General features: G+C 41.7%; 13 protein-coding genes. 5 read left to right on the forward strand and 8 right to left on the reverse strand.

All coding sequences use genetic code 11. The features are described from left to right. Positions 1 to 21: 21 nt before the first annotated feature. The gene (locus QWZ17_RS04380; RefSeq protein WP_290303730.1) at positions 22 to 147 is read right to left on the reverse strand and encodes a hypothetical protein; all 126 of its coding nucleotides are present in this window, start codon (positions 145 to 147) and stop codon (positions 22 to 24) included. Between the two features lie 1,129 nt (positions 148 to 1,276). On the opposite strand from QWZ17_RS04380, the gene tnpA reads away from it, so the two are divergent. Further along, positions 1,277 to 1,741, forward strand: coding sequence for an IS200/IS605 family transposase (gene tnpA, locus QWZ17_RS04385; RefSeq protein ID WP_290303731.1), 465 nt, complete (start codon positions 1,277 to 1,279; stop codon positions 1,739 to 1,741). 66 nt (positions 1,742 to 1,807) lie between these two features. On the opposite strand, the gene QWZ17_RS04390 is transcribed toward tnpA, so the two are convergent. The 5 genes from QWZ17_RS04390 to QWZ17_RS04410 all read right to left on the reverse strand — a co-directional run bounded on the left by QWZ17_RS04390 (position 1,808) and on the right by QWZ17_RS04410 (position 6,798). After that, entirely contained in the window at positions 1,808 to 2,188 is a 381-nt protein-coding gene (locus QWZ17_RS04390; protein WP_290303732.1) for a response regulator, read from the reverse strand. A 315-nt stretch (positions 2,189 to 2,503) separates the two neighbouring features. Then, positions 2,504 to 3,661, reverse strand: coding sequence for an acyltransferase family protein (locus QWZ17_RS04395; protein WP_290303733.1), 1,158 nt, complete (start codon positions 3,659 to 3,661; stop codon positions 2,504 to 2,506). A 141-nt stretch (positions 3,662 to 3,802) separates the two neighbouring features. Beyond that, entirely contained in the window at positions 3,803 to 4,093 is a 291-nt protein-coding gene (locus QWZ17_RS04400; RefSeq protein WP_290303734.1) for a hypothetical protein, read from the reverse strand. Between the two features lie 229 nt (positions 4,094 to 4,322). After that, positions 4,323 to 5,732 (reverse strand): alpha/beta hydrolase family protein, encoded by a 1,410-nt coding sequence (locus QWZ17_RS04405; protein ID WP_290303735.1) that lies wholly within the window; start codon positions 5,730 to 5,732, stop codon positions 4,323 to 4,325. Between the two features lie 328 nt (positions 5,733 to 6,060). Then, positions 6,061 to 6,798: a hypothetical protein gene (locus QWZ17_RS04410; protein WP_290303736.1), complete on the reverse strand. Its 738-nt coding sequence runs from the start codon at positions 6,796 to 6,798 to the stop codon at positions 6,061 to 6,063. A 206-nt stretch (positions 6,799 to 7,004) separates the two neighbouring features. Between QWZ17_RS04410 and QWZ17_RS04415 the strand changes: the two genes are divergently transcribed. The 4 genes from QWZ17_RS04415 (at position 7,005) to QWZ17_RS04430 (ending at position 9,716) form a co-directional block, all read left to right on the forward strand. Continuing rightward, a complete protein-coding gene (locus QWZ17_RS04415; RefSeq protein ID WP_290303737.1) occupies positions 7,005 to 7,478 on the forward strand; it encodes a sigma-70 RNA polymerase sigma factor region 4 domain-containing protein in 474 nt (157 codons plus the stop codon). Further along, entirely contained in the window at positions 7,475 to 7,981 is a 507-nt protein-coding gene (locus tag QWZ17_RS04420) for a hypothetical protein (RefSeq protein WP_290303738.1), read from the forward strand. The genes QWZ17_RS04415 and QWZ17_RS04420 overlap by 4 nt, the downstream gene beginning before the upstream one ends. A gap of 81 nt (positions 7,982 to 8,062) precedes the next feature. Beyond that, positions 8,063 to 8,812: a hypothetical protein gene (locus QWZ17_RS04425; protein WP_290303739.1), complete on the forward strand. Its 750-nt coding sequence runs from the start codon at positions 8,063 to 8,065 to the stop codon at positions 8,810 to 8,812. Between the two features lie 160 nt (positions 8,813 to 8,972). Beyond that, entirely contained in the window at positions 8,973 to 9,716 is a 744-nt protein-coding gene (locus QWZ17_RS04430; protein ID WP_290303740.1) for a hypothetical protein, read from the forward strand. A gap of 501 nt (positions 9,717 to 10,217) precedes the next feature. Here the strand turns inward: QWZ17_RS04430 and QWZ17_RS04435 are convergent. Beyond that, positions 10,218 to 12,101 (reverse strand): SPFH domain-containing protein, encoded by a 1,884-nt coding sequence (locus QWZ17_RS04435; RefSeq protein ID WP_290303741.1) that lies wholly within the window; start codon positions 12,099 to 12,101, stop codon positions 10,218 to 10,220. A gap of 660 nt (positions 12,102 to 12,761) precedes the next feature. Then, complete coding sequence (gene purE / locus QWZ17_RS04440) at positions 12,762 to 13,256, reverse strand: 5-(carboxyamino)imidazole ribonucleotide mutase (protein ID WP_290303742.1); 495 nt, start codon at positions 13,254 to 13,256, stop codon at positions 12,762 to 12,764. Positions 13,257 to 13,264 lie beyond the last annotated feature (8 nt).

Here is a 13,264-nt window from a genome sequence, read left to right on the forward strand (position 1 = left end):
GATTTGCTTGGGCGATCTTTTCTACAAACAGGTAGCCGCTATGCGGCATAATTTGCGTGGGTAATCTTTTTCTACAAACAGGTAGCCGCTATGCGGCAGATTTGCGTGGATGACCTTTTCTACAAACAGGCAGCCGCTATGCGGCATGATTTACTTGGGTGACCTTTTTCTACAAGCAGGTAGCCGCTATGCGGCATGATTTGCTTGGGCGACCTTTCTACAAACAGGTAGCCGCTACGCGGCATGATTTGCTTGGGCGATCTTTTTCTACAAGCAGGTAGGCGCTATGCGGAATGATTTGCTTGGACGACCTTTTTCTACAAGCAGGTAGCCGCTATGCGGAATGATTTGCTTGGACGACCTTTTTCTACAAGCAGGTAGCCGCTATGCGGAATGATTTGCATGCGTGACCTTTTCTACAAACAGGTAGCCGCTACGCGGCATGATTTGCTGGGGCGATCTTTTTCAACAAGCAGGTAGCCGCTATGCGGCATGATTTGCGTGGGCGATCCTTTCTACAAGCAGGTAGCCGCTACGCGGCATGATTTGAATGCGTGACCTTTTCTACAAACAGGTAGCCGCTATGCGGCAGAATTTGCATGCGTGACCTTTTTCTACAAGCAGGTAGCCGCTATGCGCCATGATTTGCATGCGTGACCTTTTCTACAAACAGGTAGCCGCTATGCGGAATGATTTGCTTGGGCGATCTTTTTCTACAAGCAGGTAGCCGCTATGCGGCAATTAAAGAGCTTATTTAGGTCGACAAATTTATCCACCTGTCAATTCCAACACGCAAATCTGCCGCATAGCGGCTACCTATTTGTAGTAAGCCCGGTTTGGAATGAAGTTTATGCCGCATAGCGGCTACCTGTTTGTTATCTTCAAGATGATTTTCCCAATGGACATATTCGCCACAAACCGCTTAATTGCGCAACTAAAGGCTTTCTTTAATCCGACGAAGTCTATCCATTTGTCAATTTCTACACGCAAATCTGCCGCACAGCGGCTACCTATTTGTAGCAAATCCGGTTTCGAATGACCTTTATGCCGCATAGCGGCTACCTGTTTGTTATCTTCAAGATGATTTTCCCAATGGACATATTCGCCACAAACCGCTTAATTGCGCAGTTAAAGGCTTTCTTTAATCCGCCAAAACTTATGCACCTCCCAATTCCAACACGCAAATCTGCCGCATAGCGGCTACCTGTTTGTTTTCTCCAACTGATTTTTTAAATATGCCTACCCTCGCGAACCGCCTAATTTATTAGATTTGGTTATGCCAAATACCTATACACAATTATATATCCATTGCGTTTTTGCTGTTAAATACCGATTGGCTGTTATAGAATCATCATGGGAAGAGGATCTACATAAATACATTACTGGCATCGTACAAAACAACGGTCATAAAATGCTGGCTATTAACTCCGCTACCGATCATCTGCATATCTTCATCGGCCTCGATCCTCAACAATCCATCTCCGAAATGATGCGACTCGTAAAAGGGGATAGCTCGGAATTTATCAACAAATCGGGATTTACTAAAAGAAAATTTCAATGGCAACGGGGGTACGGTGCGTTCAGTAATAGCAAATCGCAGATTGATGGCGTGGTAAAATACATCGGCAATCAAAAACAACATCACCTCAAAAAATCATTCAGGGATGAATACCTCGAAATATTAAAACATTACGCTGTTGAATACGATGAAGAATACCTGTTCAGTGATCTGCTGGATTGAAATAAAATCTTCCTTACCCTCCGGCCTTAATACTCCCTACCTTTCAAGCCATAATACCACTTTACCCTACAAAATCTGGAATGCCTTTTGGGTCATTGGTTTCGGGAAGTAAGATGTAACGCACGAATAATTTTTTGACCGGGAAATATCTTTAGGCAAAATGGAAAATGATACAATGTGAATGGTGATTTCTTTGGCAAACATGCCAGATATCTGGTTGTACTCATCTAAAAAATCCCAGCCGCTAAAAGAATCCATGTACAGATCTAAAAAAATCACATCCGGCAATTCGGCAGGTTTGTGCATGTTGTCTTTAAGAAATTTGATGGCGCTTTTGGCATCCATATAATATTTAACATCAGCAAAAGTATTTGATTTGGCCTGGTGGTTTTTAATAATGGCTATATCGATGTAGTTATCATCAATACACAATAAACGTTTTGACATAAGGTAGGGGTTAGTAGCCTAATATAGCAATTAGCTGTAACGCTGAAAATAAATATATTTTTTAAATTAAATAAGTTAATCAACTATTACACAATAGTATAACAGGGCAATATTATTAAGTTTAAAAGTACAATTTTGTAACACGGTTAAGTGCCTAATATTACGATTAGTTGAGGTAATATCCTCACCGTTTATTGATATTTTTTCAACTTATTTTAACCAAATAAATAAGAAGGCCAGGCATATTTTTCTGTACTTGAAATTCAAAAGCAATACGTTACAAGGGATATTTTCAGAAACTTCTTCGGCTATGTATTAAATTATCTTTTTTACTATGGGTACCCTCACCATGCCCAGTCCTACTAAAAATGATAAGGTTACTACTACCGGTGCCGCTACCAGCAATTTAACAGCCGGATCAATAGCCCATGACCTAAGCAACATGGATACCGATATAAGTACCAGCGGATGGAAAATATAAACCGCGAAGGTAGCCCGAGATAGTTTTTTAAAGAAAGCGCTTTGCGTGTTCCACTTTTTACCGGCAATGCCAAGCAGGGCTGCTATAATAAAAATACCGGTACACTGTTCCCAAAACGCGTACATCAATGATTGCCAGCTGCCACCACCATTTAAAGTTTCAATAGGGCTTTTGGTTACCGTTACTACGTAATACAATACCGGGAACAACACCACAATCATCACAAAAACCATTATCGCGAAATCTTTACCCATTTTATAATTAACCTTACTAAGCCATTCCCCGCGTGATGCCACAATACCCATGGCAAACAAAGCCACATATTGCGTAAAATGACCAAATTGGAAACCAACAGGTGCAAGCACCCAACCTACAGGAAAAGCCCAGCGCACCAGGTAACTGCCCAAAGCCAATAATATCGCAAAAACAACTACTGCAATTGCTCCCGGTGTTTTTGGTGACGACTGGTTATTGCTTTTAAACACCAGCATTCCCCCTACGTAAAGCAGACTAAACAAAAGCAAGGCTGCCACAAACCAAAGCACGCCAAAACTTATCCATGAATGAAAACCGCCCAGGTATTGCAGGTAACTAATTTTATTCCCCTCGGCAAAACGATATACCAGGTAGCTTAGCACCGGGGATAAAACAAGCGAGTAAAACAACAGGGGGATTCCCAACCGCTTCAAACGATCTGCCATAAAACGGACTGCGCCCTTTTTGCGGTATGATGATTCGGTAAAATAGGCTGATAGAAAAAAGAAGAAACCCATAAAAAATGCCTGGTTGGTGGCCACAAACAAAGTCATGGGGATAAGCGCGCCAATATGGGTTGTTTTTTCGGAATAGTACCAACTGCCAGGGCCGCCGTAAGTGATCACCGTATGGTGTAAAACCACCAGCACCGTAAGGATCACTTTTAAATTATCAACATATGCAATTTTAACGCTTTTATGGGTTTCTATTGCCGGGGTAATGGTTTCGGGATGCATAGTGCCGCTTTAGGATGCTGTTTAAATTTACCTAAAAGACGGAATATGTGGTGGGATGTTACAGCAACCGGGAAATTTGAATGTATCTGACTACAATGGTAGCTATTCCCATGGTTTTGAACTTGCCACCCAGGCATTCTTTTACGCCGATTTCCAGATTTTAAACACATTTTGGTACCGGGCTTCGTTATCCTGTATAATAATGGATAAATGATTTTGCCGGGCAGGAAAATGCTGATCAATAACCCGTTGAATTTGCTGCAACATATTGCCCAGTCTCGATTCAAAATCGGCCTGGCTAATTTTGATCAATACCTGGTTACCCATGCTGGCTACAGTGCCATGCTCACCAAGTTCTATTCGCAGTAAGTGAATAACATCGGTTGTGAGCGTTTTGGCAGCCATTTCTGCCAAAGAAATAATTTCATTCATGTTTTGATCCTAAAATATCTCAACTTTAAAAACTAACGGGTTTGCGGGGTTTGTTTCGCGCAATTTATGATCCTTTAGCGGCATCCCAAACTTCACCATTCATCAATATTATAACGGGAAAAAGCCAGGAAAGTTTACAAAAACACTCAAATTACTTAGCCATGACCAAGGCAGCAAAAGCTGAATTTATAAAATATTAATTATGAACAGCTTGTAACTCTACCGTCTGTTATTTCAACTCCCCTATCCAGTCATTCACTGTTTTTAAAGCGATGGGATCTATCGTTTCTTCTATCTGGCCGTACTCGGCCAGGCTGCCGGTGGTGGCTTTTTGTAATAAATGGTTTAAACCGGTTAAGGGTACTACTGCGTAATGCTTATTCCCTACCTTTTCCATGCTCGCTTTAATGCCTGCAAGGTTTTCGGCACTGCTTACCTGCTTATCCAGTGTTCCGTTTATAGCCAATAAGGGGCAGGTTACTTTTTTAAGGTAATCATGGGGGTTTAAAATCATAAAATACCTAAACCAGGGACTCACAATACTAACTGATTTTGTTTTTACAAAATCATCGGCAGTTTGATTGCCCAGCGTAGCCGAAGAAAACTGACGGGCTATCTGGTATAGCAGTGTATCGGCCTTTACTTTAAATTGGGCTGTGGGCAAGCTTTGGTTATCCTTAATAAGTTTGTAAATTTTTTCATTAGATGCCAGCGCCTGGGTAATAGCGCCCTCCGGCGCACCTAACAAGCGCATCTGATCGGCCGATTGTTTTTGCAGCAATTGCGTTGATGGCACACCCGGACCAGCCAGCAGCACTACAAACTTAACTACCCTGTTTCGGCTGGCTACCATGGGAGCAATAATCCCGCCTTCACTGTGCCCCATCAACCCAATTTCGGCACCTTTCAAATCGGCCCGGGCGTTAAGGTAATTAACAGCGGCTTCGGCATCTTCGGCAAAATCAGCAGTGGTGGCAGTGGCAAAATCACCTGTTGATTTAGCTATGCCCCTGTCATCGTACCTTAACACAGCAATACCATGGCGGGTAAGCCAATCGCTCCAAACCAAAAACGGCCGGTGGTTAAACAATTCCTCATTACGGTTTTGCGGCCCCGAACCTGTTATCAGTACCACTACTTTTGATACCTTACCGTTGGCCGGCATAGTTAAGGTACCTGCTAATTTATCGCCGGCTTTGGGGTTTATAAAAGTAACTTCTTCCTGCTTGTAGGGAAAATCCTTAGGGTCTTGCAAGCGGGCGGCGGGCTTAGTGGCTATCGCCGAATTTTTGTTGGTAGATAATATTAACGGTAATAATGCCGCGCCTTGCGCAAATGTGCCTTTGATTTTGTTGCTATCGGGCACAAACGTGCCGGTGTACTTAATGTTAAATGCAGATGCATCAATAGTAACCTGGTTGCCGATAACTGTAGTTGAGGTAGTTGCCAATTGCTTACCTCCCTGATCGGGGCTATCCCAAGTGGTGGTATATTTATCTGCAACACTTGCAATATGAAATACTAAATGTATATGTGCTCCATTTACATCCAAAACCCCATACCAATCACCGGTGATACTTTGAGCAAATGATATAGTAGCAATTAAAATAAACGCGAGGGTAACAAGGCCTTTTTTCATTAGATGATAGATTTTAAGCCAAGATAAGTTTTTTTGGACTATTGGAGTGTGGGACTTGGGGACTTGTTGACTGTGGGACTTGTTAGACTATGAGACTGTGGGACTATTGGATTAGGGATTTTGGGATTATGGGCCTGTTGGGATTACGGGACTACCGGACTATTACATTAGGATTTGATAGACAATTATAACAGACAGCCGGAATCGAACTGAAAAATATTAAAAAAAAATTGGGTCACATTGCATACTGCCACATACAAGTAGATTCACGGTTATTTATTCTGAACCAATCTGGACGAGCCGTGGCAACAGGAAAAAAACATAAACCTTATTCCAGTTCCTTCGCGACAGCTTTTGCCTGCTCCAACTGTGTTTTACGCTGATCTGCAGGTATTTTAATAAACTCTTTGTAACTGGTATCAAGATATGCTGCCAGGTTAAAAGCAGGTGTAAAATACGTTTTGGGAGATGGGGTGTACAATATTAAAAAATCGTCCATATCCTTGCCTTTTAAAGGTAAATATTCGCTTATTTTTTTGGCATTAAAAACCTGGGCTATTTGATCCTGTTGCTCCTGGTCTTTCAAAAACGCGGCTTGTTTTTCGCGTTTATGCTCGTCCTTTTTAAAATAGCTTAGTCGTATGGCTACGCCGCCTTTATAATTGCCTTTTTCATCGCGCTGGTAAACCACCGTTTGGTTATGAAAATCGGGCGATTGAAATGAGCCGGTATGTGTAGCTTCTGTAGCGGTCACTTTTACTTCGCTAAGCATATTGTGTTGGGGTATCAGCGCTATTTCCATAGGCTTATTATTGGTAAGCAAAACCGTGTCGGCTTTGTAAAAACTGCCACTAAATACCAGAATTTCGCCGTTTTTACCGGCAATTTTAAAGGCACCAGCCCTATCTGTTAAAACTACGTTATGAGTAGTAAGGTTTTCAACCTGGATATTTGGCAGTACCACCCGGCTACCACTTTCATATACCAACCCGGTGCGGTTGCTTTGCCCGTATACTAATGCAGAAAATGTGCTTGCAAGGATCAACAAAAAGAAATGTTTAAGCATGCCTAAAAATAAAAATAAATTTTAAATGTAACTGGAGCGAAAATACATTTAACTTAAATTAACAATTACACGTAAACATGTAATCATCAAACACTTAAAAAGCGCCTTCTTAAAAAAAGACATTTTTTTAACTTAAAAATAATTTAAATTATTTTTATATTTGATTGGTACATTTGTGAAAATTAGCCCCCTGATTAAATTAAAATATGCAGTTACAGACTTCCGGAGAGGTGAGTGGTAGTAAGTTGTTATCTGTAAATAACCTGTATAACAACTACGCGGCTATGCTGCTGGGTTATATTTTTGAGGTTGTAAAAAACAGGGGCATTGCCGAGCAATATCTCATTGCGGTGTTTAATGATGTACCTAACCAAATTGAAGAGTTTTATAAACCTGGCGTAAACGCTTTTTGCCGCCTGCAATCAATGGCCCGTAAAAAACTGGCCGGTTATGTTGAAACCACCAACGATAACAGCGCCCCCGATGCTGTGCAGAACAATGTGTTCATCGTTAAAAATAAATTTATACAACAAATGACACCCGATCAGCAACTGGTTTTTTGCGGCGCTCACTGGCATGGTAAACCCATCAGTAAAATTGCGGCCGAGCTTCAAAAAACAGAAGACGAGATCAGGAGATTATTAAAAGAATGCTTCACTATTATCCGCGCTGCCAAATGAGAGTAGAAGATTACATAGAAAGCGGCATCCTGGAAACCTTTGTAATGGGCGCGGCTTCTGACGATGAAACTAAAGAATTAATGTTTATGAAAGCTCGTTTTCCTGAAGTGGACGAGGCTTTACAGCAGCTGGAACTGGATATGGAGCTGCTGGCGCGTAATATGGCCATTACACCACCGCCAAACACCTGGGGCAAAATTGAACAGGAAATAAATGACATTATTTTACGCGATAAAACCAACCCTGAAAAGTTTACCCAAAAACAACGCGGCAATGATGATTTCAATCAATCTAAACAGTATAACAACGGGCATCAGTATATTGAGGTAGAGGCTGAATCGAGCCACATGAAGATCCACAAAAACTGGAAATGGGTTTTGGCGGGTATATTTGTGTTAGGTAAGATATTTTTAGCCTGCGCCATTTATTTCTACCTCGAAAACAGACAGGCTCAACAGCAATTACAAGAACTAAAAACCGAACTTAAACAACTGAAAAAATAATACCCGTTTACAGGTATATAATTATGTTAGTTGGTATATATATTTGCATACCCTAATTCCCCTTTTTTATAAACCGTTGTTATGAACCTCGCTAATACTTTTGAGTATAAGTACGAGCGGCTTGAAAGTAAAGAGCTGATCGCTATTGTACACAATTCCCGTAATTTTCAGCCCCTGGCTGTAGAAACCGCGTATATTGAACTTCAACGCAGGGTATTATCGCCCGAAGATGCCAAACAGATAACCGATGATTTTAATCTTTACCTTAAGCGTAAAGTTAATAAGGAAACCATTGAAAGAGCTGCCCCGAAAACGGCGGAAATAAAAGCACGCCCCGCTAAACAACCTTTTTTTACACCCATCAGAGTAATTAATACTATTTCACTAACCGTGCTGGCGGTTTACTTTATAACATTGGCACAAGGCGATACTGTAGTTTTGCACATGCTGATCCACTCTGACTCCTACCGTCCGTCTTTCATCTGGATAGCTTTACCCTACCTTGCACTTCCATTTGGCGCTATCGGCTTTGGTTTAAGGCGACAATTAGGCTGGATTATGCTTAGCTGGGCCGTAATGTACAACGCGCTGAAACAGGCCTACTTTTTTTTTACCGACATTGAGGCGAAACTGGATAAACATTACACCGACGCGATAACTATTGACAACATTGTACAAGACAGCATCGTTATCGCTTTCTTTTTGCTGATTTCTATAGTTGTGTGCCTGCCAAACATCCGGGCGAAAATGAAAACAGGTTTACCCACCATGTTACTCACTATTGCCGCGGCCTTTGCCTTTTTGATATTACAAGCAACGAAGATAATATGATGGGAGTGGTGAGTAGATAGCGGTGAGTGGTAAATGGCGAGTGGTGAGCAGTGTATGATGGAAGTGTTGATAGTTTGAGTTGATTAGAACAGTTTAATTGATCTATATTTAGGTTTGATTTTTTTGATGAACCGAAATCCTTTCACATTGCCAAAACCTGATGCAGCAACCGCCAAACCCATTTTCTGTACGATATAAAACCTTAAGCGATGCCAAATTGCTGGCTATTTTAAATAATAGCCATGATTATCAGCCTGCAGCAATCGAGGCCGCGAATGCCGAGTGGAAAAGCCGACAATTAAGTATAGAACTAATTGATCAGCTCAATGCCGAAGCAGAAATTACAGACCGGCAAAAGGTACTTAAACAACAAAAGGTTGAAGCCATTGAGCAATCCATACTAAATGTTATCAATCCACAAGCGGTAGTTAACAGAAATATCTACATTACCGTAGCTGTAACAATAATTCTATATATTATAGCAGTGAGGTTTAGTGGCAGGTTTGTGCTTGCTAACCTGATTAGTCCTGCTTTTTATAGCGTTAATTTTTTTCATGCTGTTATACCTTATCTCCTTTTCCCTATTGGTATTGTACTTTTTACGCTCAAAAGAAAAGCAGGTTGGGTTATTATCATTGCCGTAAACATCTACAAAGCGCTGTTTCAATTGTTGATATTACAAGGCGATATAAGTGTAAAAATGGATCACTTGTTTAGTTCCCCCATCAGCTATGGCTATTTGTTTACCTCGGCGGGGGTAATACTTGTCAGTATATTTATTTCTGTTTTTATCTGCCGCGCCGATATCCGGGCGGAATATAGGGTTAGCGACCGGCTTAAAGTGTTTAGCCTAAGCGCCGGAGCTGTGTGGCTGATGTATGATTTGTTTAAACAGTATTTTTAACACACCTATCAATCACCAACTGTTGTAAAGTATAAAGTCGGCCTTGAACTTGTTTCAGGAGCCCATCTGCGAAGCAATCGCTTTTAGAACCCAACTCTGCAATTTGGAGCTAAAGCCACCTTTCCGGTTACTTTCATTAACCGTTGGCTAAAGCCAAAACGGCAATGAATAAAAAAATCAGGCTTGAAGGGTATTTTAAAACTCATTGCCGTCCCATTTATGGGGCGGAGAAAAGCAATAAACAAAGTGGCTTCAGCCAAAATAAGCTATAAAAGTCTAAAAGCGATTGTCCCATATGCCAAGTATACTTTATATTAGACACCTAAGCTGTGGGGTACTGAAATAAATTCCATGACTGTGAAGGGGAGCATAACATTGGAATGTTGAATGCCTTACTCTCCCCTAAAACAAAAAAACTTACGAAGCTTTTACCCTCCGTAAGTTTCAATCAGACAGCAAATTGTCTTGCTACCTGACACTAACTACTTGATACTAACAAAACTATTCACCACTCACACTACTACCGGCATCATTAGCTTTTTGTAGTTTTTTAAGCATTTCGGTGCCTATAAGGGCATCTATCATGCCGTTGCCACCGCCTTCTTTACCACTCACCAGTATTTCTGGTACTAACTTAATACCTGCAGAGGCAAGGGCTTCGGCTACACGCACAATGGCATATTGTTCGGTACCCATGGCTTCGGTTTTCTGTTTGGTAACTTCGGCTTCGGCCATACCTATGGCTTTAATTTTAGCACCTTCGGCAACACCATTTACTTCGGTAGCGTTGGCATCAGCCTTGGCGTTCACGGTTTTAGCTTCGGCATCGGCTTTGGCTATCGTAATCCTTACTTCGGCATCCGCCTTAGCGTTAATGGTTTTAGCTTCGGCCTCACCACGAGAAGCGGCAACCCTTGAGGCGGCCATCTGGGTATTGATCTCCACCTGGCGGGTTGATTTTACAACCTCCGGCTGCATATCGGCACCGGCACGGGCGCTTTCAAACTCCTTACGCTCAATCTGCGCATGGCGTTGTATTTCGTAAGTGACTTTTTCCTCTTCGGCCAGTTTACGGTCGGTAAGGGTTTTCATCAAGGCTGCTGGTGGCACTATGTCGCCAATCAGGGTATCTACACCAATCACGTTATAGGTTGTTAATACCGTACCAATATGCTCGCGGGCATCATTTTGCCTTTGAATACGATTGGCTAAGAAACCAATAACATCACTTTTTTGTGCCGAGTTACGGAAGTAGTTGGCAATTGTAGGCTCCAACACCTGCGATACCAGGTTTTTCATTTTACCAAAACGGGCGATAACTTTTGGCGCTTCATTACGCGGAACGTGGATAATTTGTGACACATCCAAATTGAATGTAAAACCATCACTTGAACGTACAGTAATTGTACTCAGGTTTTTATCAAGTTCATGCGCTTCTGTACGGCTATCGGCCCAGTTTAACACAATGTTGGTTGTTGGTACAATTTCAACGGCATGAGTGTAAATATTTACCGGGTGTTTACCAGGGTCAAGCGGCTCATCCCACACACCTTTTTGGCCACGTTTTACAATGTTACCATGTTTAAAGGCATCACCGCTGGTATCTGTACCTTCGGCACCTACGAAGGAGTTTACCACGCCTACATAACCAATTGGTATGTAAATCATATCAACCTGTTCAACCAGCACAAACCATGGATTAAGGTAATAAGTACCGGCCAAAATCACATCTTCCTGCAAGCCCTTGCGGCCGCCAGCGTTAATGAACGCTATTGGGTCCTGGTAGTTTTTGTGGCCTTCAACCGAGTAACCGGCAATTTCGCCTTTGTTTAGCGGCTCGCCATCAAGGGTGGTAATAATACCTACCTTATTTTCCTGTATCTGGGTAATAGGCACTGTTACAATCTCGAACAAAAAGGTATTGATACGGTAACTACCCGGTGTAAGGAAAGCCGCCTGCGGGCCTTTTTGACCGTTATTATCCAAAAAGGCAATAGCATCCTGGAACTTGTCGCAGTTTACCGGTTTACCCAATACCCTACCGGTATCAAAAGATGCACCATCTTTTGCCTTTACCAGCCCAAGCTTGTTTTGCTCAATAATGGTAAACGGCTCCATGGTAATTCCATACTGCCATGGCCACATACCCCAATACAAGCCCGGGGCCAATGCTTTGGCCTGCATACCGGCTTCGCCTGCGGTAGCGATAATTCTACCATCGGGTAAGCGCGATTTACCCGATAAGGTGAACTTTTTTACCACCAAACCAATACGGTCATCAGGCACTATCACCATACCAAAAAACACCCGCAACACAAACTTGTACAGTACAAGTATTAAAATTACAGGCACAGCATAAAATAACATCACAATTGATTTGTCCATTTTTTTTAAAGATTTAGTTTTTAAATATATTGATTTTTTTACGGGGCCCCTTAAGGTGCGGGGCCCTCAACTCACTTATAGCTTAAACTGGATTGGAGTACCTTGGCTATATAGTGTCATTTAGACAGGTAAAATAACAGGATGTTACACTTTTATTACAAATTATTTTTTACCGGGGATTTGGGATGGTGGACTTAGGGTTTATTTTTTATGTAAATAACTGATTTAATGAGCCTTAAATTATCTAAGAATTATTGAAAAATATTACAAATTATTTCCGTTATCGGGTTATTTCAAAAATTTTTGAAATATTAATTTTGACTTTTACTTAAAATGGTGTTGCCTGCGGCCCGGGCTTTACACTCATACTACACAGGCCTTAGCCACTTTGGCCGGTATCCGTTTCAATCCCTAACACAAGAATTTGTCTGAACCCGGATTATTGGATTAAGGGATTAATAGGATTTTTTTGTCTGAATCAGAATTTTCAGAATTAAATAATTAACAGAATTTTAAAAGTCCTTTATCCAAAAGTCCTTGCTCCTTTGTCAAAATGTCCTTGCTCCTTTATCCAAAAAAATCCTGTTAATCTAAAAAATCTGTTTAATCGCGGTTCAGACAAAAAAATCTGCACATCTGAAACCCGCATATCTGCACATCTTACCCCTCCATTTCCTTTGCAGATTCCTCAACTTTTTTCTTAAGGTCTTCTTTAAAGTCGATGAGGTTTTTAACCAGGTATTCGTCGGCAGTTGACAGGATTTGGGCGGCCAGGATGCCGGCGTTTTTGGCTGCATTGAGCGCTACAGTAGCAACCGGGATGCCATTTGGCATTTGCAGAATGGAAAGGATAGAATCCCAGCCATCAATAGAATTACTTGATTTTACGGGCACCCCTATCACCGGTAAATGGGTGAGCGAAGCAACCATGCCCGGCAGGTGGGCGGCACCACCGGCACCGGCAATAATTACTTTAATACCACGGTCGGCCGCGGCACGGGCGTAGCTGAACATCCTATCGGGCGTACGGTGCGCCGATACCACGGTAATCTCGTAGTTAACACCTAATTCTTTTAAAACATCGGCAGCATCCTGCATAATATGCAAATCAGACTTACTGCCCATTATAATGGCGACTTGTGGTTGTGTACTCATAATTTTTT

Origin of the sequence: Mucilaginibacter flavus, from assembly GCF_030409315.1 — a bacterium.
Lineage (GTDB): Bacteria > Bacteroidota > Bacteroidia > Sphingobacteriales > Sphingobacteriaceae > Mucilaginibacter > Mucilaginibacter flavus.